Genomic DNA, 26997 nt, shown 5'->3' on the forward strand with positions numbered 1-26997 from the left:
GTCCAATTTCAGACACATATGACAACAAGGAATCTATTATGATTATTTTACACACTAACCACGGCGACATTCAGATCGAATTGGATTACGAAAAAGCGCCAAAGACAGCAAAAAACTTTGAAGAATACGTCACTTCAGGTTTTTATGATGGTGTGATCTTTCACCGCGTCATCAATGGTTTCATGATCCAAGGCGGCGGTTTTGAACCTGGCATGGGCCAAAAAGAAACTCGCGCGTCCATTGAAAATGAAGCAGATAACGGCTTAACAAATGCAGTGGGCACACTTGCTATGGCTCGCACCATGGACCCACACTCGGCTTCAGCGCAGTTCTTCATCAACGTCGCCGACAATAGCTTCCTTAATCACCGCAGCAAAACACCAGACGGTTGGGGTTATGCTGTATTTGGTAAGGTGACGGCCGGTATGGATGTGGTCAATAAGATTAAAGAAGTGAGCACCACTATCAAATCAGGTCATCAAGATGTACCAGTTGATGACGTGGTAATCGAATCGGCTGAATTGGTTTCTAACGTAGACTAATGAAACGTTTCTTCATTTCTGATTTGCATTTAAGTGACAAACGCCCGGATCTTATTCGGGCGTTTGTACAAATGTTGTCGGAACTCAAAACACAATATTCTCCCGCTGAGCTTTATCTACTGGGAGATTTCTATGAAGCTTGGATTGGCGACGATTATCATCCAGATTGGAATCAATCTATCGAGCAAGCGCTTGCAGAGCTTTCAAATGCCGATTGGCAGATCTTCTTTTTGCACGGCAATCGTGATTTCTTAATTGGTAATGCTTGGCTAAAACGTGTTGGTGCCACTCTGCTAGACGAACAAACTCGACTGCAGTTAAGCGAAGGCAATCTACTCTTGTCTCATGGGGATGAATATTGCCTTGCCGATACGGAATACCAGGCATTTCGTCGCACAGTACGTTCCTCAGCTTGGCAACAAGAAATTCTTAGTCTGCCAATAGAACAACGTATTGCTTTGGCTTCACAGTTACGCAATGACAGCAAAAACATGTCCACGGAAAAATCCATGAGCATCATGGATGTTACCGATGACGCAGTCAAAAGTGCACTAACAGAGCATCAATGTAGAGCTATTATTCACGGCCATACCCATCGTCCCGCGGTACATCAAGATGGACAATATGTGCGCTGTGTTCTAGGCGACTGGGATAAGTTTGTTTGGTTCGCAAGCCTTGAGCAAGGTCAATTTGAGCAATCTAGGGCCAAGGTTGACGACTTTTTAGATGAGGGTTTAAAGAGTCTAAAGATGGAACATCGGCTTAATCTGTTTTTCTTATAGTCAGTATCGCTAATGGCGCTAAGCCGCTTGCACAAAAAAGCCAGCAAACAAGCTGGCTTTTATTTTTTTAAAAACAATATTTTACAAATCATCGACCTAACAGCTCCTTAACCCAAGCGGTTTCCTCACTATTACGGGATCTTGTAAACTCTAAATTTCTATGGTGCAACATGGCTACGGCTCTAAAAAACGCATTATTCACCATCACTGGGGACAGCTTAATAGCATGTTCTTGCCACCAAAAATGTTGCGCTTTACTGGTCAACACTTGATACAAGTAATCCAGTTCCATTGAGCCGCGATACATTACATCTAAATCGACGACGGGATCCACCTTGGCGATTTCTAGAGCCAACCAATAGGTGACATCTGGTAAGGTTTCACTTTTTTGCGAACTCATAAGCTTGTTCTCCTAATGAGACAATACTTATAGTTTAGCAGTTAGCCTAGCCATAACTGTTAAAAAGCACGATGGCTTTGTGGCGATTTGTAATTTTACGCTGCTTGTTGAGGCGGCCCACTATGAACACGAAATTCAACATCTGGTTCAGTAATCAACTTGTGCTCTAAATCTCGAAAAAAAGCAACACGATCATCAATCGGTCCATCCGCATACTCTTCTGCCAATGCCAAATAATCTTCAAAGTGACGCGCTTCTGATTTTAACAATGATAGATAAAACTTCGACAATTCATCATCAAGGTGTGGTGCTAACGCGGCAAAACGCTCGCAAGATCGAGCCTCAACAAAAGCACCAATAATTAACGTATCAACTAATCGTGCGGGTTCATGAGTGCGGATATGTTTACGTAAACCATCTGCATAGCGGGATGCCGTCAAATGTTCATAAGCCACATCTCGCTTGCGCATCAATTTATGTACTTGCTCAAAATGCAGCAATTCTTCTCGCGCTAAACGCGACATTTTATGCAACAAGTTATCGCGATCAACGTAACGATACATTAAACTCATGGCCGTTGATGCGGCCTTTTTCTCACAATGAGCGTGATCATTTAGTAATAGTGACTGATTTTCTAAAGCCCAATTCACCCAAGCTTTTGGGGATTGACAAGGAAGAAACTCGACCAGCTCAGGGTACGCAGATAACATTGGTCTACCTTTTTGTGTTAAAAAACGAGATTATACTAGGGAAGGTGCGAATAAAGTAGCGTTAAGCTCGCTTGTAATACCAACACTCTTATTCACACTATCCTTGTCCTTAAAATTCGCCATTTTGGCAGCAAGGTCTTGATTTGGATGTCAATTTTGTAATGAATGAATTTTACCAACCGAATAAATTAAAAATCGGCCAACATGTTGGCGTAGAGCTCGATCCTTACATTCTCAACTATCCTATGGATAGTCATAAAACGACCTGGGTAGCAGATCAAGGTGGTCGACCTTTTGTACTGCGTTTTTATCAAGCTGAAAAAGGCAAGGTAGAAGATTTTTTACAAAATGCCCGTAAGTACGCCAGTATTAAGCATCCAGCTATTACGCCCAATTACCCTCCTTTCTATTCTAATCTGTGGGTTTTCTCTTGCTCTGCTGTATGTGGCGGAGAGAACCTCTACAGCTTTCTTGGTAAGTACCCTGATGGTGCACCGCTCAATGTCGTTATTGGTTTAATGGACAGCATGGCCAAAGCCTTGGATCAGGCGCACAAAAATAACCTCTTCCATGGTCATTTAGACCTCTCCTCCGTTCAAGTGGTGAATGGTATTGGCATCATGACAGGCTTCGGCGCTCATAATTGGATGAAACAGATTGATGAAAAAGAGATGGACAGCCGCTTGTTCCCACCTGAGTATCGCAAAAAAGATCAGAACAAATCTCCTGCCGCCGACCGTTTTGCCTTCATGCGAATTTTAATGGCGGCTTTATTGGGGGAATCCATACTCGACAAAAATTTTGCAGACTTGCCTGAATCGCATCCACAACTAAGCGATTCCACTTGGCAAAAATTAACGAAATGGACAAGGGATAGCGAATCCGCTCGACCTAAATCCCTTACCGAGGTTATTCGATTTATTCGCGCCAACCTATATAAACTTGAAAACGAAGGTGAATCAGCACTAAAAGTCTTTTTGCGTAAGCAAATAAAAAAAATTAATAAAAAAGCCGTGGCTATTGCTTCAGCAGGATTAGTTACTGGAATGTTTGCCATGATATTTTGGCCGCAAAACACACCAGAATCGAATGAAATTACACCAATGGTACAACAAGAAAAACCACAAAACCCTCCCTTCGATGAACTCCCCAAAGTCTTAGAGGAGCCTCTTATTTCTGGTGGCACAGCACCTAAGATTGAAAAAATACCACCTGCGACTTTCTTAATGGGAGACCAAAATCGTTTTGGCGATGATAATGAAAAACCGGTTCATGAAGTAGAAATTCCGAAGGGCTTCTACATCAGTAAATACGAAGTTACCTTTGATCAATATGATAAATTCGCCAAAGCCACTGGCCGTCCTTTACCTCCTGATAATGGTTGGGGCCGAGGCAATCGACCTGTTATTAATGTTAGCTGGTACGATGCCAAAGCTTACACGGCTTGGTTATCGGAACAGACTGGCGAGGAATATCGTCTGCCTACTGAAATTGAGTGGGAATATTCTGCTCGAGCCGATTCTAATACGGCCTTCTGGTATGGCAACCAAGTACAACCTGGTTATAGTGTCTGTGACAGTTGCGGCAGTCAGTGGGACGCTATATCTACTGGACCCGTTGGTAGTCAAGCCAGTAACCCTCTAGGCTTGTTTGACATGCATGGTAATGTGGCTGAATGGGTCGAAGATTGTTATCACGACAACTATGAAGGCGCTCCGACCGAAAACCAAGTTTGGCTGGCCAACCAATGTGACAACCGTGTGTTGCGCGGTGGTTCTTGGTTTGATATTCCACGAGTGGGTCGCAGCGCAACTCGCTATCGAGCCACACCTGATTTAAAAGCCAGTAATTGGGGATTTCGAGTGGTCCGAGTGATTCGAAATATTTGATCTAGGTGGAATTAATCTAAATCAGAATAATTCCACTAAATGTCACCTATTCGAAATTGTTATGGCCTTATATCACTCATGCCACGCTTTTTCCTATACTATATTAGTAGTCATGCATTCAGAGTCAGAATATCAGCATTTTATTTGATGTTAATCTCTCTATGTACCATATCGCGAATAAATGTTCAGAGGTGTTATATGAGCCTGTATCAAGAATACTTGCAAGAAATTGAAGACCGTAAAGGAGAAGGGCTACACCCTAAACCTATTGACAGCGGCGATCTAGTTAAAGAACTAATTGCTCAAATAAAAGACACAAAGCATGAACACAGAGCTGACTCACTTAACTTTTTCGTTTACAACACGCTTCCAGGTACAACCAGTGCCGCTGCGGTTAAAGCTAAATTTTTAAAAGAAATTATCCTAGGCGAAAGTCTTGTTGCTGAAATCACACCAGAATTAGCATTTGAATACCTATCGCACATGAAAGGTGGTCCTTCAGTCGAAGTATTGATTGATCTCGCCCTTGCAAATGACATTACTACTGCCAACTCGGCTGCCGCCGTATTAAAAACCCAAGTCTTCCTCTATGATGCTGACATGAGTCGTCTTGCGGAAGCTTATAAAGCTGGCAATGCCATTGCAAAAGATCTTCTTGAAAGTTACGCACAAGCAGAATTCTTTACTAAGCTGCCTAACATCGAAGAAAAAATCGAAGTGGTTACCTACATTGCTGGCGAAGGAGACATCTCTACTGACCTATTGTCTCCTGGTAATCAAGCTCACTCTCGTGCCGACCGTGAATTACACGGCCGCTGCATGATCTCTCCTGAGGCACAACAAGAAATTGTTGAGCTTAAGGAAAAACACCCAAATGCGAAAGTCATGCTGATTGCTGAGAAAGGGACAATGGGTGTAGGTTCATCACGTATGTCTGGTGTCAACAACGTAGCATTGTGGGCAGGTAAACAAGCAAGCCCATACGTTCCATTCATCAATATTGCACCTGTTGTTGCCGGCACAAATGGCATCTCCCCCATCTTCCTAACAACCGTTGGTGTAACAGGTGGTATTGGTATCGACCTGAAAAACTGGGTTAAGAAAGTTGACTCTGAAGGTAACACAGTAACAGATGAAAACGGTGACCCTGTCCTAGAAGAAGCCTATTCTGTTGCAACAGGCACAGTGCTAACCATAGATACCAAAAAGATGAAACTTTATAACGGAGACAAAGAACTCGTTGACGTTTCTTCATCGTTTACGCCACAAAAAGTTGAGTTTATGAAGGCTGGCGGCTCTTATGCTGTTGTCTTCGGTAAGAAACTGCAAACTTTTGCTGCACAAACATTAGGTATTGAAGCGCCGCAGGTTTACGCGCCTTCTAAAGAAATCTCTATTGAGGGACAAGGCTTAACTGCCGTAGAAAAAATCTTCAATAACAATGCCGTAGGCGTTGCATCTGAGACACCTTTGCACGCGGGTTCAGATGTCCGAGTTAAAGTGAATATTGTTGGTTCGCAAGACACGACTGGTCCTATGACGGCTCAAGAATTGGAAGCCATGGCCGCCTCTGTCATCTCCCCAATCGTTGATGGTGCGTACCAGTCTGGCTGCCATACCGCATCGGTTTGGGACAAAAAAGCACAGACCAACATTCCTAAGCTAATGAGCTTCATGAGTAACTTCGGCTTAATTACTGCACGTGATCCAAAAGGTGTTTACCCACCTATGACCGACGTAATCCACAAAGTATTGAATGACATTACGATTGATGATCGCGCCATCATCATTGGTGGTGACTCTCATACACGTATGTCAAAAGGTGTCGCGTTTGGCGCAGACTCTGGTACGGTTGCCCTTGCGCTAGCAACAGGTGAAGCAGCAATGCCAATTCCAGACTCTGTCAAAGTCACCTTTAAAGGTCACATGAAGAGCTACATGGATTTCCGTGATGTAGTACACGCCACTCAAGCGCAAATGCTTAAGCAATTTGGTGGCGAAAACGTGTTCCAAGGCCGTATCATTGAAGTACACATAGGCACCCTACTTGCTGACCAAGCCTTTACTTTTACAGACTGGACAGCTGAAATGAAAGCGAAAGCTTCCATTTGTATCTCTACTGATGACACCTTGATCGAGTCCTTAGAATTGGCCAAGAGCCGTATTCAAATCATGATCAACAAAGGTATGGATAATGAGGCGCAAACACTTCAAGGTTTGATTGACTTAGCGGACAAGCGTATTGCAGGTATTAAATCTGGTGAACAGCCTGCCCTTGCTCCTGATAACAATGCAAAATACTATGCTGAAGTAGTGATCGATTTGGATCAAATTGCTGAACCTATGATCGCTGACCCAGACGTAAACAACGATGATGTGTCTAAACGCTACACTCACGATGTGATTCGTCCTGTGTCTTTCTATCAAGACAAACCTGTAGATTTAGGGTTCGTTGGCTCTTGTATGGTACACAAGGGGGATATTCAAATCATCGCACAAATGCTGCGTAATATTGAGGCGAAACAAGGCAGTGTGTCTTTCAATGCACCATTGGTAGTAGCTGCTCCAACCTACAACATAGTGGATGAATTAAAAGCAGAAGGCGATTGGGAAGTTTTAGCCAAATACGCTGGCTTTGAATTTGATGACACCAATCCTAAATCTGTTGCTCGCACATCATATGAAAACATCCTATATTTAGAACGCCCAGGATGTAACCTATGCATGGGTAACCAAGAAAAAGCCGCACCAGGTGATACTGTTATCGCCACGTCTACTCGTCTATTCCAAGGACGTGTGGTTGCAGATTCTGCGGAGAAGAAAGGTGAATCCCTACTTGGCTCAACACCTCTAGTTGTTCTGTCAACTGTATTAGGTCGTTTCCCAACAATGGATGAGTACCTGTCCGCTGTAGAAGGCATTGATCTAACCTCTTTTGCTCCACCCGCTGAAGATATGACATCTGAGCCCGAACTCATTGCTGTTAGCAGCAACTAGGATCACTTTTGAACCTGAAAATTTCGCTCATTTGTACTCGTTGTAAATGAGCGAATGAATCAAAAAACCGATGCTAATCTAGTATCGGTTTTTTTGTTGATAGAGCTTATGTTTGTTATAAACTGAATGACGTCTTTGGGGTGGAAAAATGTCCATACTGGCATGACACTTGAGCTTTCTCTAGACATTAAAAAGCCTCGCATTTGCGAGGCTATATTCTTTAAGTGACTGAAGGGTTAAATCACTTCTCTCTCTACGAGTTCATTAAATTCCGCTTGCATTTGCCTCTCGGCAGAGCTCTCGACGTCCTTAGCATTGATGTGATGCAGTCGGCCGGAATGTTTTGCCTTGTGTTTAATTAATTGCTTCTCAAGCTTACTAACAAGCAGGTCAAGGGCAGGTTTCAGTTGCTTATCTGTCTTAACGGTAGCAAATAAGTCATGACCAGGAATGTGAACACTGGCCTCTACAATAAGTTCATGGATCTCATGCTTTTCAGTATTGAGAATCACTTTTATGCTAGTTATCTGATTATTGATACGCGCCAAGTGATCCATTTTTTCTTTGACTACTTGTTGTACTTCTTCACCAGATTGAACATGGTGGCCGCTGATATTCAATGTATACATATAGCATTTTCCTTCTGTTTTGGTCAGACGTTTAATGTGTTTATTATCTATCCTCCTCTTATCTTCCTACTTATTAATCTATGGATGATTGAACCTAAATTCAATCCCCAAAGTGTAAATACTTGCTCAAGATCATGAACAGAAAGGGTGATTTTTCAATCACCCTTTCTTATGAACTTTGCGCCGTTTTTTTGAGCCTCTTCTGCAACCTCTCATTCCAGTGTAGCAGCCCGATCACAAGTCTCCAGATTTTTATGTAACTAAATATTACAATTTGTGATGGACATAAAAAAACGCCACTTTTTAGTGTGGCGTTTAATTGGAAGTAAATCTAACCTATTGAATTAATTATATTAATTCTCAAGCAAAATACGTAGCATACGACGTAATGGCTCTGCCGCACCCCACAACAACTGATCTCCCACCGAGAAAGCACTGATAAATTCAGGCCCCATATTCAGCTTACGAATACGCCCAACTGGAATACCCAAAGTACCAGTGGCAACCGTTGGCGTTAATTGTTCCATTGTTGCTTGCTTATCGTTTGGCACAACGCGAACCCAATCATTATGCTCTGCCAACAAGCCTTCGATATCAGCAACTGGAATGTCTTTATTCAGCTTGATGGTAAAAGCTTGACTATGACAACGCATGGCACCGATACGTACACATAAACCATCAACTGGGATAATGTTAGACGTATTGCCCAAAATCTTATTGGCTTCCGCTTGTGCTTTCCACTCTTCACGGCTTTGACCATTGTCTAGCTGAGCATCAATGTAAGGAATCAAACTTCCCGCTAACGGCACACCAAATTGATCAACAGGCATGTCAGCAGAGCGCATTTTCTCAGCAACCTTGCGATCAATGTCCAAGATGGCACTAGCAGGATCAGCAAGCTCGCTAGCAACAGCACCCTGCAACATACCCATCTGATTAATCAGTTCGCGCATATGGCGTGCACCGCCACCAGAGGCTGCTTGGTAGGTCATGGAGGTCATCCATTCAATATGACCCTTCTCAAACAAGCCGCCTAATGCCAACAACATCAAGCTCACGGTACAGTTACCACCAACAAAAGTCTTAACGCCATCATGCAAACCTTGCTTAATGACATTTTGGTTAACTGGATCAAGCACAATGATAGAATCTTTGTCCATACGCAAAGAGGACGCAGCGTCAATCCAGTAACCTTGCCAACCAGCCTTACGTAACTGAGGGTAAATCTCCTTGGTATAATCACCGCCCTGACAGGTGATAATAATGTCCATCTTCTTCAAGGACTCAATGTCTTTAGCGTCTTGAAGCAATGGAATATCTTTACCAATTTCTGGCCCTTTCTGCCCCGTTTGAGAGGTTGTGAAAAAAACCGGATCAATGTGATCAAAGTCCTTTTCCGCCATCATACGTTGCATCAATACGGAACCTACCATTCCGCGCCAACCGACTAAACCTACAGTATTTTTTGACATGGTTTTATTACCTTTTTTGTGGGGTCACTCATACCAAGAGCAATATCCCGAATGAACGCCTAACTCTTTATGTGTTAAGCCTTTAATGCTGCTAGTACCGCATCGCCCATGGCTTGCGTACTAACCGTTGTGCATCCTTGTGATGCAATATCTGCCGTTCTTAGACCTTGATCTAAAACACTGCTTACTGCTGCTTCAATGGCGTCAGCCGCTTGCTTAGCATTTAACGAATAACGCAACATCATAGCCACAGATAAAATGGTCGCTAATGGGTTGGCAATGCCCTGTCCTGCAATATCAGGCGCAGAACCATGACAAGGCTCATACATACCACGACCTTCTGCGTTTAACGACGCCGACGGCAACATACCGATAGAACCTGTCAACATAGCAGCAGCATCTGAAAGGATATCACCAAACATGTTTCCAGTAACCATTACATCGAACTGTTTTGGCGCCTTAACAAGCTGCATGGCAGCATTATCTACTAGCATGTGACTTAATTCGACATCAGGATACTCTTGCGCCACTTCTTCCATGACTTCTTTCCAAAGAACCGTCACTTCAAGCACATTGGATTTATCAATCGAGCAGACACGCTTGCCACGTTGACGAGCTGCCTCGAATGCAGAACGTGCAATACGACGAATTTCCGATTCACTGTAAACGTAGGTATTAAAACCTTCACGTTCACCATTTTCCAAACTACGGATACCACGAGGTTGACCGAAGTAAATACCGCCTGTGAGCTCACGCACAATCAAGATATCCAGACCAGCAACAATCTCAGGCTTCAAACTTGAGGCTTCTGCCAACTGCGGATATAAGATCGCAGGACGTAAATTGGAGAAAAGCTCTAGATTAGAACGCAAACCCAACAACCCCTTTTCAGGGCGAACGGCCATGTCTAAGCCGTCCCATTTAGGTCCACCTACTGCCCCCAATAAAATGGCATCTGCAGCTTTGGCTTTAGATAACGTCTCTTCTGGAAGAGGCGAACCCGTTTCATCATAAGCCGAACCGCCCACTAGAGCAGATTCATGCTCAATGCCCAGTGAATAACTGTCATTCACTGCATCAAGAACACGAACAGCTTGCTCAACGATTTCTGGACCTATGCCATCACCCGGCAATACCAATACTTTTTTAGACATGTTAAATCCTTACTCTGTAAATTATTGTTCGCGACTCATGAATAACCAAGGAGCCTGCTGCATACGCTTTTCTTCAAAGCGACGAATACGCTCTTCTTCCTGTAAGGTTAAACCAATATCATCCAAACCATTCAGCAAACAATGCTTACGGAAGGGGTCAACCAAAAATTCAAAGGTCGCACCAGAAGGTGAAGTCACCGTTTGGCTTTCTAAATCAATATCAATGGTCGCACCCTCTGTGGCCGTCACTTCAACAAATAACTGATCCACTTCTTCTGCTTGCAAAATAATCGGCAACAAACCGTTTTTAAAACAGTTGTTATAAAAAATATCCGCAAAACTTGGCGCTATGATGGAACGAATCCCATAGTCATCCAACGCCCATGGCGCATGTTCACGACTAGAGCCACAACCAAAGTTTTGACGTGCCAGTAATACACTAGAACCCGCATATCTTGGTTGGTTTAAAACAAAGTCTTCACGTAGAAGACGACCTTCGCATGATTGATCAGGTTGTCCTTCGTCTTCGTAACGCAACTCATCAAAAAGATTCTTACCAAAACCGGTACGTTTGATCGACTTCAAAAATTGTTTCGGGATAATCATATCCGTATCGACGTTTGCCAAATCCAAAGGAGCCGCCAAACCTGTGTGCTTTGTAAATGGACGCATAATTACTCCTAGTGTTTAACCAATTCGCCAACGTCAACAAAGTGACCAGCAATCGCTGCTGCTGCGGCCATCGCAGGACTAACCAAATGCGTACGACCACCAAAGCCTTGGCGACCTTCGAAGTTACGGTTGGAGGTAGAAGCACAGTGTTCGCCATTACCTAACTTATCTGCATTCATCGCCAAACACATAGAACAACCAGGTTCACGCCACTCAAGACCGGCCGCTTCAAAAATTTCATGCAGACCTTCTTTTTCAGCTTGCGCTTTCACCAAACCAGAACCTGGCACCACAATGGCTTGTTTCAAGCTGGATGCGACCTTACGCCCTTTCACTACTTCTGCGGCGATGCGCAAATCTTCAATACGTGAGTTGGTACAAGAGCCAATGAAAACGCGATCCAAAGTCACATCGGCTAACGTGGTCTTGCCTTCCAAGCCCATGTATTTCCAAGCACGAGCGTAACCTTCTTTTTTCACAGGGTCAGTTTGATCTTCAGGGCGTGGAATCGGTTGATCAATGGCAATGACCATTTCAGGAGAGGTTCCCCAAGTCACTTGGGGTTTGATGTCTTCTGATTTGATTACCACCACTTCGTCAAATTTAGCATCCTCATCTGACACCAAATCTTGCCAAGCCGCGACAGCCATTTCCCATTGCTCACCTTTTGGCGCATATGGACGTCCTTTAACGTATTCGATAGTGGTATCATCGACAGCGATCAAACCAACACGAGCACCCGCTTCGATGGCCATGTTACATACCGTCATACGGCCTTCCATTGACAAAGATTGAATGCCAGTACCACCAAATTCGATGGCATAACCTGTACCACCTGCGGTACCTATGGCACCAATGATAGCCAACACCACGTCTTTCGCTGATACCCAAGGAGAAAGCTCACCATCAACACGCACTAGCATATTGCGGCTTTTCTTTTGCACTAGACATTGTGTCGCCAAAACATGCTCGACTTCAGAAGTACCAATACCGTGTGCAAGCGCTCCAAAAGCACCGTGAGTTGAAGTATGAGAATCACCACATACCACAGTCATACCCGGCAATGTCGCACCTTGCTCTGGCCCAACAACGTGCACAATGCCCTGACGAATGTCTTTCATGTTGAATTCAGTGATACCAAATTCAGCGCAGTTTTCATCCAGTGTCGTCACCTGAATTTTCGAAACAGGATCTTCGATACCATCGACGCCTGAAATACGCTCTTTCTTAGTGGTTGGCACATTGTGATCTGGGGTGGCCAAACTGGCAGAAGTACGCCAAGGTTTGCGTCCCGCCATACGTAAGCCTTCGAAAGCCTGTGGTGAAGTCACTTCATGCAATAGCTGCAAGTCGATATATATCAACGCACTGCCATCGTCTCTTTGCTGTACAAGGTGGCTGTCCCACAACTTGTCATATAGGGTTTTACCGACCATAAGTTCTCTCCTAAAAATCTTATTGCGCTATGCTAAAACTTTGGCTTAAATTACTCAAATTCATATTTTTCATATTTTGGATTATTTTTTGGAATGATTGATATTGCTGAACTACTTACCTTTATAAAAGTAGCTGAAACCGCTTCTTTTTCAGAGGCTGCGGATAAGCTTTTTGTCACACAACCTGCCGTCAGCAAACGCATTGCGGCCTTAGAGAACAATCTTGATGTGAAATTATTTGATCGCATTGGTCGACAGGTCCTGCTTACCGAGGCCGGTCAGAACCTGTTGCCCAAAGCACAAAAAATGGCGGAAGACTTAGAAGACATCAAACGCAGTATGACACTGCAAATGCAAGACGTCAGTGGCGAATTGCGTATTTCGACTAGCCATCATGTTGGCTTACACAGATTGCCTAAAAGCTTGAAACACTTTCAGCTAGAATACCCAGCAGCACAATTAGAAATTGATTTCACCCAGTCCGAACAAGCATATCAGCAAGTACTCAAAGGCCATGCCGAGCTCGCTGTCATTACGCTCTCCAACAAAACCCATGAATTACTAGAGGCGATTCCTATCTGGTCTGACCCATTAACTTGTGTCATAAGTAAAGATCACCCCTTAGCGCAAAACACAAATATTAGCCTGATCGACTTGGCTCAATACCCCTGTGTTTTGCCCAATAAAAATACCTTTACCAGACAAATCGCGGAACAAGTATTTGGCAAACAAGACTTGAAACCTCAAGTCCGTATGAATACCAATAATTTAGAAACCCTCGCCATGTTGGTCAGCATTGGATGGGGGTGGTCGCTATTGCCATCCACTATGGTCGACGACAGACTGTGTGTATTGAACTTTCCTGATTTAAATGTAGAACGTAAATTGGGGGTGTTACATCATAAGCAAAAAACACTCAGTCGAGCTGCCAATGCCTTTATTCAGTTATTGAAAACCGACGCGAACATACCTTTATAAAGAATTGGATCAAATTAAATGAATGTCTAATGGCTACGCTGGCTCATTAACATAATCACTAACGCCGCCGCACTGACCATTCCCGCCGCGGTGAAAGCCCATGCGCCGCCCGCCCATTGCCACAAATACCCTGTGAGCACCATCCCCAGCCCACCTCCTAAGCCTATAGCAAAGGCACTATACATCGCCTGACCTTGCCCTGCATAACGCTCTGGAAATAGGCGACGAATTTGCTCAATCGACACCATGTGAAACAAAGCAAAGGTAATGCAATGCAACATTTGCGTAAAAATCAAAATGACCAGTACATCCGCAAACCAACCCACCAAAAACCAGCGAACCATGCCGCAGACAAAACACAGAATCACCAAATGAACCACATCAAAGCGCTTTACTGTGTTACCAAAAAAAAGAAATAAAATGATCTCAATGACCACACCTAACGCCATCAAAAGTCCGATGGCCTCCCCCGAATATCCAGCGTTTTCTAAATGTACTGCAAAGAAAATATTAAAAGGCGCATGGGACATGAAAGCCAAAAAGGCCAAAACAAAAAACAACATGGATTCAGGTGCTTTCAGCAAGGACATAAATGACACATGTTCCTTATTCTGACTGACTTCATAAGCTTGTTCTTTGACAAAGAAAATGGTGACCACAGCTAATGCTAGAAAGGCACACATAGTGGGAATGACGATCCAAGCACCAAATTGTCCAATCAAAAAACCACCCGCTGCGACAGCAACCACATACCCTATAGAGCCTCCTACCCGTAAGCGTGTATAAGGCACATCAAGACGACGAATACTGCGAACAGCCAGTGAGTCTGTCATTGGTAAAAGCGCTGAATAAAATAAAGCCATGCAGCAAGTCAGTAGCCACAGGCTTTCGAATTCCTTGTTCCAGTTAAAAGGCAAAAGAGCAATAAAACAACCAATAACCGCGACCTGTAAAATACGCTTAGGTAACCCCATCTTAGCGGTTAGCCAGCCCCAAAAGTGCGGAATGACAATACCAGATAAGGTAAAAGTGGACATGAGTCGACCAATTTCAGAAGCCGATAAGCCAATCGATTTATAATAAACCGATATGTAAGGCATCATCACACCAATCAAGCAACAAAAGAAAAAATAAAAGAAAAACAATGGCCAAGCTACAGGTCGAGCTTTTTGCGAAAACATCCTAGCTCCAAAATTTGTGATCAATCACAATGATAATTATGCAAAATCCCTAACCATTGAGTATGCTGCATATAGGACAAAAAAGCACGATCCAACCAAAATAATAACAACCCATCAAACTCTCTGTTTATTCTTATACGTAGGTAAAAACAATGGCGACGAATCAAGCGTGGTGGCGTGGTGCGGTGATTTATCAGGTGTATCCTCGTAGTTTTCTGGATACCAATAAAGATGGCATTGGTGATCTGGCTGGGATTACCCAAAAAATGGATTATTTAACCCAGTTAGGAATCGATGCCATTTGGGTATCTCCCTTTTTCACTTCCCCCATGAAAGACTTCGGCTACGATGTGGCAGACTTTTGTGATGTCGATCCCCTTTTCGGCAGCTTAGACGACTTTGATTATTTGATTCAAGCGGCTCATGATAGAAACATTAAAGTCATCATTGATCAGGTTTTAAACCACACATCTGACCAACACCCTTGGTTTATTGAATCCAGACAAAATCACGACAACCCCAAAGCCGATTGGTATGTTTGGGCTGACGCCAAACCTGATGGTACTGTCCCTAATAATTGGCTCTCGGTATTTGGCGGTCCAGCGTGGCGTTGGGACAGTCGTCGTAGACAATACTATTTGCATAATTTCCTCGACAGTCAGCCCGATCTAAATTTTCATAATCCCGATGTAGTAAAAGGGATTCTAGAGTGTGTTGAATTTTGGCTAAAACGTGGTGTAGATGGCTTTCGACTGGACACTGCAAATTATTATTTTCACGATACAAAATTACGTAACAACCCTCCTAAAGAGAAAGTGGAGGAAGGCAGTATTGGTGTACGTTTAGATAACCCCTATGCTTACCAGCTGCACTTATACGATAAATCTCGGCCGGAAAACTTAGCCTTCTTAAAAGTGCTACGTCAGTTATTAGATCAATATCCCAATACCACCACAGTCGGTGAAGTTGGCTGCGACTTTTCTTTAAAAACCATGGCGGCATACAGTCAAGGTGGTGACAAATTGCACATGTGTTACTCCTTTGATTTGCTGACTCATGACAACACTATGACTCATATTCGCCAAACTATGGAAAGCATAGAAACGGGTTTAGCAGATGGTTGGCCTTGCTGGTCTGTTGGCAATCACGATGTTGAACGTGTGGTCACCCGATGGGGAAAAGATCAGCACAGTCTTGAGAAAGCCAAACTCTATATGATACTGCTACTCTCTTTGCGCGGCAGCGTATGCCTTTATCAAGGGGAAGAATTAGGCTTAAACGAAGCAGAGTTAAACTTTGAACAATTGGTAGATCCCTTTGGGATCAATTTTTGGCCAGAATTTAAAGGGCGAGATGGTTGTCGAACCCCAATGCCGTGGAATCAGAATCAGCATGCTGGTTTCAGCCAAGCAGACAGCACTTGGTTGCCTGTTGCCGAATCTCATTACTCGTTAAATGTGGCACAACAAGAACAAGATACAAATTCCTGTTTAGCGGCATACCGAGCTTTCTTAACTTTCCGTAAAACTCGACCTGAGCTGATTGATGGTGACATTAAGTTTCTTCATGCTGACAAACAAAGTTTAGTCTTCATAAGATACAGCAAAACACAATCCAGTATGATCGCCATTAATCTTGGCGATAATGAATTTCACTATGAATCATCTTGGCTTTTGACCCCCATCGACTTGCCTCACTCTTTGCCAGTCGGAAAAGTCAGTAAGCGTAGCCTGACATTACCAGCTTTCAGTTTTGTGATGGCTGAACTTGCTGTCAAGTCATTCACTCCCCATGAGCTTGTTAAAAAAAACGAGGGGGGTGTTTAAAAATAAGCACACCACTCGTTTTTTTATTCCATTTTACAGTAAAAATTATTCTGCCTTGGATTGTTCCATTATCTCTTTATCGTCTGGCCAAGCATTGATGATGGCTTTGACCAATGTGGCCAAGGGAATCGCAAAGAAAATCCCCCAAAATCCCCAAATACCGCCAAAAAACAATACCGCTATGATAATTGCTAACGGATGCAAGTTAACCGCTTCAGAAAAAAGCAAGGGTACCAATACATTACCGTCCAAAGCCTGAACGACAAGATAGGCAATGACCACATAAAGAAATTCGTTTTGCGTACCAAATTGATAGAAAGCAACCAAGACTACAGGAATGGTCACCGCTGCCGCGCCAATATAAGGAATCAAAACTGATAAACCAACTAATAACGCCAATAATTCAGCGTACCTTAAACCAAATAATAGGAACACCACATACGTCACTACACCCACGACAATCATTTCAATGAATTTGCCACGAATGTAATTGGCAATCTGTTCATTCATTTCATGAGAAATACGTTGCATCATTTTTCTTTCTTTTGGCAACCAAGAAGTAAGATACGTCAAAATGGCTTTTTGATCCTTCAATAAAAAGAAGATCACCAAGGGCACCAGAACCAGATAAATCATAAGGGAAAATAAAGAAGGTATACTTGATAATGAGAAAGAAACAATCCATTGACCAAGATTAGTCGATTCATTTGCTAAAGAGTTGATCACTTCATCTATGGCATCTTGACTGACAATTTCACTGTGCCCTTCAGCAAATTTTTGCACAAAATCCCTAAGATCTGTGAACATTCTTGGTGCATCTTTAAAAAAACGATCAGCTTGTTGCCAAATAATAGGTACCATGACACCGATAAAGACAACACAACTGGTCAAAAAGCCTAAAAACACTATTAATACCGAAGCAATATGCCCAAGCCCGATACCTTGCAGACGCTCAACCAAACCTTGTAACAAAAAAGCCAACACAGTGGCGATCAGAACTGGCGCCAGTATACCGCCCCAGAATGCTAATACCCCTATACAGGTCACTAACAAAAGTAAAAAGACAACGACTTCTTCGTTAGAAAAGTAACGCTTAATCAATCCGTCAACTATTTTTAGCATGATGAATCCGCAGACTCCTTTTGAATAATAAAACAAATTTCATCTTCATCTTGAGACGAAGACAATAGTTGATAACCTTGTTGTTTCACATAGTATGGTACGTCTTTTAAAGACCCTGAATCACAGGTGATCAGCTGAAGAATTTGTCCATTTTGCATTTTACTTAAAGCTAATTTAGCCTTAAGCAATGGCATAGGACATCTGTCTTCTCTTGCATCTAAGATTACGTCATACTGAAGATTCTGTTCGATCATAAATGAAAATTCTAAAATTTGACCGCCTTATTATGAGACTATTTTCTGTCGTTACAACCAAATTGACACTTGTTCTGCTGCTTTTCTTTACTGTTTACACACCTCTTAGTCAAGCCAGCCTCCCAAACCTTGAAGCCAATAAAGACGAAAGATCCCTCTCCAACCCATCTTATGTCTTAGGCCAATATTGGTTTCGCAAGTTAAATGGCAGTCGCGCCCTAATTGATTTTCCACCTGCGTATGATTACTTCAAAGACACACTTGCCTTACTCTTGCCACAAACCGACCTATACAATAAACAAGTGGAGCTCACCTTCTTAAACAGTTCACAGAGCAATGCTTTTGTGATCCCTGGTAATCATATGTTTTTGTATTCCGACATTATGGAGATGATCACTAATGAAGATATGTTACTAGGACTTCTCGCTCACGAATTAGCCCATTTAGATTTACAACATTATGAAAGACAAACACAGCGTTCTAATGAAGAATTGCAAAAAACCTTAGTCATGTTAGGTGCCGGTATCGCTGCCGCATTAGCGGGTGCTGGTGGTGATACAACCTCAGCTCTTTGGCTCGGTGGTATTGCCAATCAAGCCGAAAACAAATTGACTTACAGTCGTCAACAAGAACAAGAAGCCGATCGACGGGGTCGCGATTATTTACAACAAGCAGATTTAAATCCAAACGGCATGACACAATTGTTTCAGGCTTTTTTTAAAAGGGCTCTAGGAAGACCAAAATTAGAGTTTTTATCCACTCATCCATCCCCTGAATCCCGTATGTCAGATACCTTTAGTACAACCACCAAAGAGACCCTATTACACCAGAAAGATCATACGGAGTTTGAGTTCTTTCGTGCCACTTTATTAGCCTATCGTGCAGGATTGGAAGACCAGCCTTATCTGTATTTGGATCAACAAATACACCACAAGGATGCCAGCTACTTCGCTAAAGCTTTGTTTGCCTATTTGGTTCAATCCCCAAAGCGCGCCCTTGGTTATCTTCAGCAAACAGAAGTACACAATCGTTACAGTCAATATTTATTAGCATTAAGTTTGGCCGCTTCTGAACAAATCGATTCTGCTATTCAAGTCACTGAGAAGGCATTAAATTTAGCACCCGAAAACATTTATTTCTCCATGCTCAATGCACAATTAACCCAAACACAACCTAAAAATTTAAAGGCTGAATACTTATACGAGAAAAGAGCAGTGTGGCGAGCCAATATTCAATTTTATCAAAGCATCAATAATAAAAGCATGCCTCTGTACTATCGCGCCCTATTAGACTTTAACCGTGGGAAAGAAAAAACGGCTAAGATCTTATTAGACAGAGCCATTAAAAATTCCCAGAATAATGAATTGGATTTATTAAAATCAGCTAATAAAAAATTTAACAGTATAATTTTAGCTGAAAAATTAGAAGATTTAAAAGAAGAGAAAAATTAGACATTTATTTTATTGATAAATAAAAAAGCCTTGTTCACAATATAAACAAGGCTTTATCATCATCAAACAAATTATTCAGCGTGCAATGCATCAAATTGCGCTTGTAATTCATCATGCTTTTCTTGGTAAACAGCAATTTTCTGAAACGGTGTGTAGGCACCATTTAGATCAACAGAAGCATTAACGTTAGCTCCCATGTTTTCAAGTGTTGTTGCCAGCGCTTCTACACTGCCTCGCGCGCTCATTAAACGGTCTGAAGCTGAGTCATCAGAAGCGGCCATTGCAGCGCTAGAAAATACTGCTGTAGTAACCAATGCTAAAAGTGTTTTATTTAAAGTTTTCATAATAATATCCTTTTTGATTCATTGAGTTTAATCAGAAAAATAATCTTTTAATTTATTCCGCAACTTGATTATGAAGCGCATCAAATTGATCTTGTAATTCAGCATATTTAGCGCTGTAAACAGCTTCTTTTTGAGAAGGCGTATAAGCACCATTCAAATCAACAGAAACATCCACGTTTGCCCCCATGTTTTCCAAAGTATTTGATAAAGCTTCAATGCCTGCCTTGGTACTTTGGATACGATCTGAATAGTTGTCATCTGACGCAGCGAAAGCAGAAGTCATTACCGTTGCAGTTAAAAGGGTTAAAGTGGCTTTAGTTAACATTTTCATATTGAACTCCTTAGAGGTTTTTAATGTATTTAATCTGAAAGCTGTTTTGCTTTGGTTTTTATATAGTAGTCCCTTCAGATAAATTAAAAACCCCTTCATACTCGTTTCCATTTTCTTTCAAAATACGAACAAAAAATCGCACAATTGAAGGGATTTCACAAAAACACGCCCTTAAAATCAGAAAATAAGGAATAAAAAATTAATCCTCTAAAAAAATCATTTTCAAGGAACTTTTTATTCTTCTTGAGATACAAAGCGACTTGATTAAGAATAACAAGACCACTAATGATTGAAGACATACCATGGCACCTATTGCACTGATAGACAATCTAGAACACCTACCAAACCCTTTTACCCAGTTTGAGACGATAGCCGGCTCATTAAGTCAACATAGTGTCCTTTTGCACAAGCCAGAATATCGTCGTGATTTACAGTTAGCTTTGTGCTTTATCTACAGTTACAACGGCTCACAGGCCACTTTTAACTCTTATCGCAGAGAAGTCGAACGATTACTTTTGTGGTCTTGGCATATGGCAAATAGTCCAACTCATGAACTAAGACGCGAGCAAATTGAGGAATTCATTCATTTTTGTATTGAGCCACCAGTAGATTGGATAGGAACCAAAAATGTCGCTCGTTTCAAATTGCACATGGGAGAAAGAACGCCAAATAAGGAGTGGCGCCCTTTTGTCGCTCATGTCAGTAAACTGGCCTTTAAAAATGGTGATACACCAAAAACCAAAACCCACGCTTTGTCACAAGCCGCCATACGCGCAACCTTTTCTATCCTTTCTTCTTACTATGGCTTTTTAATGCAGGAAGATGCGGTGCATCAAAATCCCGTTGCCTTGATACGTCAAAAAAGTAAATTTGTTAAAAAAGAAATCTCACGCAAACAAATCCGCCGTATCTCTAATCTTCAATGGGACTATGTTATCGAAACCGCCGAATTATTGGCTGAAGAAGATCCCCATACCCATGAACGTACTCTTTTTATCATGAATGCTTTACTTGGCATGTATTTACGTATTTCTGAATTGGTAGCGGATGAACGTTCAGCACCGATCATGGGCGATTTTACCAAAGACGCCGATGGGCATTGGTGGTTTAAAGTCTTATCGAAAGGAAACAAAGAACGTTTGGTTGCCGTATCCGATGATATGCTAGATTCGTTAACCCGCTACCGTCGTTTTCGTGGTTTACCCAGTTTACCAACGGTTGCCGAAAACACAGCCTTGATTCCCAAAAATCGTGGCCAAGGTGCAATGACCAGCACGAGACAAGTTCGCAACATAGTTCAGTTTTGTTTTGATCAAGCCTATCAACGTATGTGTGCCGATGGCATGCAAGCTGATGCAGAAGATTTACGAGTGGCTACGGTGCACTGGCTTCGACACACAGGAATTTCAGAAGACGTAAAAATTCGCCCTAAAGAGCATGTTAGAGAAGATGCAGGGCACGCTAGTATGGCGACCACTGACAAATACATAGATACAGAATACCGCGAACGTCATGCCAGTGGACGCAAGAAAAGTTTACGGCCACATTAAGAGTCCAATAACGATGACAACGGTTCCAGCCTTGCTCTAATGCCTTATCTTCATGGAAGAAGTGTGTTCGTTTAGAAGTGATATGGGGGACGAGTCTCTATCATTTATTCCCAACGCTTTAGACTCTGTTCATCTTTTTCTTGCGCTGAAACCCATTGGCTCCGTTCGCCTTGGGTCTCCTTCTTCCAAAAAGCAGCTCGACTTTTCAAATAATCCATAATGAAATCACATGCTTGAAAAGCTTCCGCTCGATGTGATGCACTGACACCAACAAACACAATTTGATCATTAATCGCCAAGCGCCCCACCCTGTGAACCACAGTAACTTTGATCAAAGGCCATCTTGCTCGTGCTTGCTCTACAATGGCTTGTAGGTTGTGTTCTGTCATCCCCGGATAATGCTCCAGCTCAAAATAGCTGGATTCTGTCTCTGCAATAACAAAATCACGTACTAAGCCAACAAACATAGCCACCGCACCCGTAATATTATCGCTGAGCAATCCTCGATAAAGTGTCTCAACACTAAAATCTTCCTGCTGAACTTGGATCATTTACCCTCCCGTTACCGGAGGGAAAAAAGCCACTTCTCTACTGTCATGGGTCACCTTATCGATATCACGACTGAATTCAAAATCAATGGAAGATTGAATACCCTCGGACAACAGCAAACTTCCCTGCTCCAAGTGACTCGCAAGAGCATGCTTCAACTCACTAATTGACATTTCGTCAATAAGATCAAATACATAACTGGAAATGCCTATCTGCTCACGCAATGAAGCAAAAAAAACGACGTTAATTTTTGTCATCATTTGCTCTCCATTCACCGCTCTTGCCACCCGTCTTCTCTAAGAGTTTTAATTCTTCAATGGTAATGCCTTTATCAACCGCTTTACACATGTCATAAAGAGTCAAGGACGCCACACTGGCTCCAGTTAAGGCCTCCATTTCAACCCCAGTTTTGCCTGACAAGGCACAGGTACACAATATTTCTAACTGAGTGGCACTAAGTTGTTTAATATCCACGCTTACTTTCGTCAGCATCAATGGATGGCATAGGGGAATCAGATCAGAGGTTTTTTTAGCGGCTTGTATCCCTGCAATGCGCACCGTGGCTAACACATCACCTTTCGCTAATCCACCTGCCAATATTTTACTCAAGGTTGATGCTTGCATACTCACCAAAGCTTGAGCTGTCGCACTACGCTTGGTTTGATTCTTATCGGAGACATCCACCATGTGAGCATGACCATTATGGTCAAGGTGGGTCAAAGTGTCATTCATAAATGTCCTAAAAAAGTCTACAGATTGGTATTTTTCACCTATATTTTAAGAAACACACTTTGATTGCAAGACTAAACTTGACATTTTGTGTCAATTTTATGAGTCAGTTGTCCGTATGAATTGTATTAAGTCTTTTCTTCTTAGCTGCTTTTTGCTCCTCTTTTCATACCTTAGTTGGGGAAACGATTCCTTCATTGAGCAAACACACTATGCTTATCCAACCTTTATTGAGACATCGTCCATTACAGCACGAGAAGCATTAACACAGTCTTACACATCAGGCCTATATCAAAGGTCACAAGGCTTTTCTGACTCAGCGTACTGGCATAGAATTCGCTTCCCTAAAGCCTACCCTTTTGACACACAAGTTGTTTTTTTAGAGTTAGATTATTATGTGATTGAACAACTAACCTTTTATGTTTTTCATGATGGTCAATTAGTCGATCAATGGCAACGAGGCGCACTGCAAAACTGGAACAAATTAACCAACATTTACGACGGCATTCTCATCCCAATTACTCTTTCACCTTTTAATGAAACAACGGTATTGATTCGCAAGGCTGGTAGTAGCCCCTTACTCACACCACTAAAAATTCTTGACAGCAATGAAGCCGAACAAAGTCGCCAACAAAAGCTCATTTTCTGGACTGCGATTATCAGTGCCTTACTCATTTTATTGGCTCATAATGCCTTAGTATTTAACATGTTAAGACAGCCAGGCTTTGTCTATTACTTAGCACTTAACGCTTTGATCTTTATTGCCATTTCCGTTACCAATGGTTTTAACCGCTGGCTGTTTCCTGAATTTATTAGTCAATGGCTAGTCGCAAACATTTTTTATGTATTTGGTTTGGGCGCATGGGTCTTGTATCGCTTCAGCCTCCTCTTTCTAAAAGAGGTGAACGTACCATCCGCCAAAAGCATCATTTCACGTTACGGTGACTGGATATTCATTCTTTTTCTGGTTTGTGTATCACTATTTAAAACCAAAACCAGTGCATTACTCTTTGCTGGTATTGAAGTCTTTCTTTTTATCTCTTGTACATACTGGGGGATCAAGGCGTTAAACAAAGGCTTTATAGTGGTACGTTTCTATTTATTCTCTTGGCTTTTTCTTATTGCTGGCTCAATTCTCAACACCATGCTGTTCTGGCAGTTAATTCCAATTACCCCAATCACCACGGCTATTTTCCCTATATTCAGTATTATCCAATTGCTAGGCTTCTCATTTGCCTTAGCTGATAAAGCCAAACACAGTGATCGTAATCGTCAATTGCAGTTATTAACAGACCAACCCACTGGATTACCGAATCGCTCTTTTTACTACGACGAATTACCCAACCAGATTGAGATTCGTTTGAACAGTCAGCAGCCTATGGCTTTGATCAATATTGATATCTTTAATCACCAAACATTTAGCCAAGCCTTAGGACCCGCAAAAGCCGATGCTGCCATGCAAGAACTCATGTTGGATATTCATCGGCAATTAGAAGCAATGCCCAACCTTTTGTCTTTCATCTTACCGGATAATAGTCATAAAAAAATGATTCGAATGACGGCAAAAAACATAGCTATCATCAGCTTATCACCTGATCAGTTAGCCTCTCAGATTGTTCGAATTCAAGCCGCTCTCGAATCCCCTATGCTATTAAATAAAATTCAGTTCCGACATCAATATAAAATAGGTAGTGCCTTGTTTCCAAGTCAGGCAACTTCTTTAGATCAGCTTTATCAAAATGCCCTTATCGCTCACAATTCAGTCACTTTTTCTTCTGGTAACTGGGTGGCTTATACAGATGAATTAAAACAAGATTATGCTAAACAATTGACCATTTTAACCTTGCTTAGAGAAGATATTTTATACGCCAAATTGGATTATCAGATACAACCTCAAATTTGCTTAAGGAGCAATCGAATCATTGGTGGCGAAGTATTACTAAGATGGAAGAATGATCAATTAGGACAAGTCTCTCCTGCCGAATTTATTCCTTTGGCTGAACAATCTGGATTAATTTATCCATTAACTGAAATGCTGCTTAACAAAGTTTTCATTTGGGCCAGCCAAAATCAATCGATACTGGCTTATACCAGCTTATCGCTCAATGTGTCGGCACTGGATTTATTGCGCGCTGACTTTGCCGACAAAGTCACCAAAGACGTTCACAGCTTCGCTCTCAATCCACAGCATTTTACAATTGAAATCACCGAAACCAGTATGTTTCATAATGATGACGTTGTGCAAAAAAATGTCGATAAATTGCATGCCGCTGGCTTTAAATTATCCATTGACGATTTTGGAATTGGCTACAGTTCTATGTTGAATTTGGTGTCATTAAAAACCAATGAACTAAAAATAGACCAATTTTTTATCATGGGATTATTCAAACAAGAGTCTAATCAATATCTTTGCCAGAATATGATTCGCTTGTGTCAGCAACTCAATATCAGCAGCGTTGCTGAAGGCATTGAAGATGAAGCCACCTTGAATACACTCAAACAATGGCAATGTGAAGTAGGTCAAGGCTATTTCCTTTTTAAGCCCATGTCACCGGAGCAATACCTCCAGCAATTAATCGAACAAAACCGTATGTAAAACAATCACTCAGATTCTATATGCTCATTTTTGAGATAAGAGTTTGTGCCACTTAATAAATCAGGCATAATGACTTTTTGTGCAGACTGAATACAGACTTAATCAAGACAATGAGCCTAATAGACGATTATCAGCTATTGGAAATACCCACCAATGCGAGCGAACAAGAAGCCAAAAGTGCTTTTCGACGTCTGGCCAGAAAATATCATCCTGACAAAAACCCACAAACCGATACGACAGAACATTTTCAACGTTTGCAAGCTGCCTATGAAAATGTTTTAAATGCCATCCGTCAAGGGGCACAAACCAGTGACTGGAAGCCTTTTTCTTTTTCTGAGGCAGATAGTTATCAAGCAAACTCTTTCCGCTTTAAACAACAATCGGATAAACAACAAGAAGAACTGATTCGTGAACGCCAACGCGCTTATGAAGAAATGAAACGCAACAATGCGCATCAAGAAAAGGTTCGTAATGAAGCCATTAAAGTGGCACGTAACACTCTCAACGAAAAGCGCATCAAAGCAATTTACGAAGAAGCCTTTAAAGCTTCAGAAAACTTTACCGTTGAAGGTTACAAAGAAGCGCCGTATCAGTCTCACAAACAATATGACATTCCCCCTTACCATACTTTTGTTGACGAACCATTCGACTACCAAACGCAAAACTCAGTAAATGAACCCAAAATTCACTCCGTGAAACTCGATGCCGCCAAAGCAGCATTTCGCGCAGCCACATATATTGCCGTTTTCGCAGCCGGGATTTACGCTACCTTGTATTGGCAAAACAGTGAGCAGCAGACCGCAAACGAACAATCAAGCAAGCAGTATGTAGCAGGTTTGTATCCACAATATCGCATCGGAATCAATTACACCTTGGACACAACTAAGCTATTTGCTGAACCTAACGTGTCCAGTCGCGTACTGGAAGAAGTGCCTGCACAAGTGGATGTACAAGTTTTTAATCAGCAAGGTGACTGGCTGAGTGCTCGTTACCAAAACAAAAATGGCTGGCTGATGGCGCAAAACACAGGCTTTGGTAGTATTCAGTTAGCAAGGCAAACTGGCTGTCTTGGTTATCCTGGAGTAGCACCAGATCATGGTGATTTGATTGGTGATGCTCAAGGTAAAAGTCGCTTACGAATACTCAACCAACTGCCTAGCCAAAGTTTGTTGACTTTTCAGTCTTATGACGGAAAGCCACCTTTTTCAATTTTTCTAGCCCGCAAACAGGCCTTCGCCGCTAACTTCATTCCAAAAGGTCAATATCGATTGGTACTAGAGACAGGTTCCCTGTATCATCACGCTTGTCAACAGTTTCTATTTAATGACAAACGCCGTGTTATCCTAGATAAAGTGGATTTTGCCAGTACAGAACAAACCCTGACATTGAGTGATTTCTAACTC

The 26997-nt window shown here is 42.1% G+C and carries 25 protein-coding genes; 10 read left to right on the top strand and 15 right to left on the bottom strand.

Translation table 11 applies throughout. The annotated features are described in order from the left end of the window. Positions 1-38 precede the first annotated feature (38 nt). The gene (locus ACXAH2_RS04755) at positions 39-542 is read left to right on the top strand and encodes a peptidylprolyl isomerase (RefSeq protein ID WP_475077029.1); all 504 of its coding nucleotides are present in this window, start codon (positions 39-41) and stop codon (positions 540-542) included. Then, entirely contained in the window at positions 542-1324 is a 783-nt protein-coding gene (locus ACXAH2_RS04760) for a UDP-2,3-diacylglucosamine diphosphatase (protein ID WP_475077030.1), read from the top strand. Before ACXAH2_RS04755 ends, ACXAH2_RS04760 begins: the two co-directional genes overlap by 1 nt. A gap of 88 nt (positions 1325-1412) precedes the next feature. Here ACXAH2_RS04760 and ACXAH2_RS04765 read toward each other — a convergent pair whose 3' ends face one another. Continuing rightward, positions 1413-1724 (bottom strand): hypothetical protein, encoded by a 312-nt coding sequence (locus tag ACXAH2_RS04765; RefSeq protein ID WP_475077031.1) that lies wholly within the window; start codon positions 1722-1724, stop codon positions 1413-1415. Between the two features lie 95 nt (positions 1725-1819). Then, the gene (locus tag ACXAH2_RS04770) at positions 1820-2434 is read right to left on the bottom strand and encodes a MiaE family protein (protein ID WP_475077032.1); all 615 of its coding nucleotides are present in this window, start codon (positions 2432-2434) and stop codon (positions 1820-1822) included. Between the two features lie 161 nt (positions 2435-2595). Here ACXAH2_RS04770 and ACXAH2_RS04775 point away from each other — a divergent pair, with 161 nt between their 5' ends. Together ACXAH2_RS04775 and ACXAH2_RS04780 are read left to right on the top strand one after the other, a co-directional pair. Further along, on the top strand, positions 2596-4323 hold the full coding sequence (locus tag ACXAH2_RS04775; protein WP_475077033.1) for a formylglycine-generating enzyme family protein: 1728 nt from the start codon (positions 2596-2598) through the stop codon (positions 4321-4323). Positions 4324-4521: 198 nt separating this feature from the next. After that, positions 4522-7320 carry a bifunctional aconitate hydratase 2/2-methylisocitrate dehydratase gene (locus ACXAH2_RS04780; protein ID WP_475077034.1) on the top strand — a complete coding sequence of 933 codons (2799 nt, stop codon included), beginning with the start codon at positions 4522-4524 and terminating at the stop codon, positions 7318-7320. Between the two features lie 236 nt (positions 7321-7556). On the opposite strand, the gene hpf is transcribed toward ACXAH2_RS04780, so the two are convergent. From hpf to leuC, 5 genes are all read right to left on the bottom strand, one after another. Further along, positions 7557-7949 (bottom strand): ribosome hibernation-promoting factor, HPF/YfiA family, encoded by a 393-nt coding sequence (gene hpf, locus ACXAH2_RS04785; RefSeq protein WP_475077035.1) that lies wholly within the window; start codon positions 7947-7949, stop codon positions 7557-7559. A gap of 353 nt (positions 7950-8302) precedes the next feature. Further along, the gene (gene asd / locus ACXAH2_RS04790; RefSeq protein ID WP_475077036.1) at positions 8303-9421 is read right to left on the bottom strand and encodes an aspartate-semialdehyde dehydrogenase; all 1119 of its coding nucleotides are present in this window, start codon (positions 9419-9421) and stop codon (positions 8303-8305) included. A 74-nt stretch (positions 9422-9495) separates the two neighbouring features. Next, positions 9496-10575: a 3-isopropylmalate dehydrogenase gene (leuB, locus tag ACXAH2_RS04795; protein ID WP_475077037.1), complete on the bottom strand. Its 1080-nt coding sequence runs from the start codon at positions 10573-10575 to the stop codon at positions 9496-9498. 21 nt (positions 10576-10596) lie between these two features. Next, positions 10597-11247, bottom strand: a complete 651-nt coding sequence (gene leuD / locus ACXAH2_RS04800) for a 3-isopropylmalate dehydratase small subunit (protein ID WP_475077038.1) — start codon at positions 11245-11247, stop codon at positions 10597-10599. 8 nt (positions 11248-11255) lie between these two features. After that, entirely contained in the window at positions 11256-12683 is a 1428-nt protein-coding gene (gene leuC, locus ACXAH2_RS04805) for a 3-isopropylmalate dehydratase large subunit (RefSeq protein ID WP_475077039.1), read from the bottom strand. Between the two features lie 93 nt (positions 12684-12776). Here leuC and ACXAH2_RS04810 point away from each other — a divergent pair, with 93 nt between their 5' ends. Next, positions 12777-13661 carry a LysR family transcriptional regulator gene (locus ACXAH2_RS04810; RefSeq protein ID WP_475077040.1) on the top strand — a complete coding sequence of 295 codons (885 nt, stop codon included), beginning with the start codon at positions 12777-12779 and terminating at the stop codon, positions 13659-13661. A gap of 26 nt (positions 13662-13687) precedes the next feature. On the opposite strand, the gene ACXAH2_RS04815 is transcribed toward ACXAH2_RS04810, so the two are convergent. After that, positions 13688-14842: an MFS transporter gene (locus ACXAH2_RS04815; protein ID WP_475077041.1), complete on the bottom strand. Its 1155-nt coding sequence runs from the start codon at positions 14840-14842 to the stop codon at positions 13688-13690. Between the two features lie 152 nt (positions 14843-14994). On the opposite strand from ACXAH2_RS04815, the gene ACXAH2_RS04820 reads away from it, so the two are divergent. Then, positions 14995-16668, top strand: a complete 1674-nt coding sequence (locus ACXAH2_RS04820; protein WP_475077042.1) for an alpha-amylase family glycosyl hydrolase — start codon at positions 14995-14997, stop codon at positions 16666-16668. Between the two features lie 45 nt (positions 16669-16713). On the opposite strand, the gene ACXAH2_RS04825 is transcribed toward ACXAH2_RS04820, so the two are convergent. Both ACXAH2_RS04825 and ACXAH2_RS04830 read right to left on the bottom strand, forming a co-directional pair. Next, on the bottom strand, positions 16714-17790 hold the full coding sequence (locus ACXAH2_RS04825) for an AI-2E family transporter (protein WP_475077043.1): 1077 nt from the start codon (positions 17788-17790) through the stop codon (positions 16714-16716). Next, entirely contained in the window at positions 17784-18044 is a 261-nt protein-coding gene (locus ACXAH2_RS04830) for a sulfurtransferase TusA family protein (RefSeq protein WP_475077044.1), read from the bottom strand. The genes ACXAH2_RS04825 and ACXAH2_RS04830 overlap by 7 nt, the downstream gene beginning before the upstream one ends. A 32-nt stretch (positions 18045-18076) precedes the next feature. On the opposite strand from ACXAH2_RS04830, the gene ACXAH2_RS04835 reads away from it, so the two are divergent. Further along, positions 18077-19495, top strand: a complete 1419-nt coding sequence (locus tag ACXAH2_RS04835; protein WP_475077045.1) for a M48 family metallopeptidase — start codon at positions 18077-18079, stop codon at positions 19493-19495. Between the two features lie 71 nt (positions 19496-19566). On the opposite strand, the gene ACXAH2_RS04840 is transcribed toward ACXAH2_RS04835, so the two are convergent. Together ACXAH2_RS04840 and ACXAH2_RS04845 are read right to left on the bottom strand one after the other, a co-directional pair. After that, positions 19567-19839, bottom strand: coding sequence for a hypothetical protein (locus ACXAH2_RS04840; protein ID WP_475077046.1), 273 nt, complete (start codon positions 19837-19839; stop codon positions 19567-19569). A 52-nt stretch (positions 19840-19891) separates the two neighbouring features. Next, the gene (locus tag ACXAH2_RS04845; protein WP_475077047.1) at positions 19892-20170 is read right to left on the bottom strand and encodes a hypothetical protein; all 279 of its coding nucleotides are present in this window, start codon (positions 20168-20170) and stop codon (positions 19892-19894) included. Between the two features lie 302 nt (positions 20171-20472). Between ACXAH2_RS04845 and ACXAH2_RS04850 the strand changes: the two genes are divergently transcribed. Then, on the top strand, positions 20473-21720 hold the full coding sequence (locus ACXAH2_RS04850; RefSeq protein WP_475077048.1) for a tyrosine-type recombinase/integrase: 1248 nt from the start codon (positions 20473-20475) through the stop codon (positions 21718-21720). A 104-nt stretch (positions 21721-21824) separates the two neighbouring features. Here the strand turns inward: ACXAH2_RS04850 and ACXAH2_RS04855 are convergent, their stop codons facing one another. From ACXAH2_RS04855 to moaC, 3 genes are read right to left on the bottom strand one after another with little or no spacing between them, the layout of a single operon-like run. Continuing rightward, positions 21825-22271, bottom strand: coding sequence for a molybdenum cofactor biosynthesis protein MoaE (locus ACXAH2_RS04855; RefSeq protein WP_475077049.1), 447 nt, complete (start codon positions 22269-22271; stop codon positions 21825-21827). Further along, positions 22272-22529: a MoaD/ThiS family protein gene (locus ACXAH2_RS04860; RefSeq protein ID WP_475077050.1), complete on the bottom strand. Its 258-nt coding sequence runs from the start codon at positions 22527-22529 to the stop codon at positions 22272-22274. After that, positions 22513-23001, bottom strand: a complete 489-nt coding sequence (moaC, locus tag ACXAH2_RS04865) for a cyclic pyranopterin monophosphate synthase MoaC (RefSeq protein WP_475077051.1) — start codon at positions 22999-23001, stop codon at positions 22513-22515. The genes ACXAH2_RS04860 and moaC overlap by 17 nt, the downstream gene beginning before the upstream one ends. A 151-nt stretch (positions 23002-23152) precedes the next feature. Here moaC and ACXAH2_RS04870 point away from each other — a divergent pair, with 151 nt between their 5' ends. Then, positions 23153-25594 carry an EAL domain-containing protein gene (locus ACXAH2_RS04870; protein WP_475077052.1) on the top strand — a complete coding sequence of 814 codons (2442 nt, stop codon included), beginning with the start codon at positions 23153-23155 and terminating at the stop codon, positions 25592-25594. A gap of 110 nt (positions 25595-25704) precedes the next feature. Further along, positions 25705-26994: a J domain-containing protein gene (locus tag ACXAH2_RS04875; RefSeq protein ID WP_475077053.1), complete on the top strand. Its 1290-nt coding sequence runs from the start codon at positions 25705-25707 to the stop codon at positions 26992-26994. The last annotated feature ends 3 nt before the right edge of the window (positions 26995-26997 follow it).

This window comes from Marinomonas sp. ABL3_031, assembly GCF_056161265.1.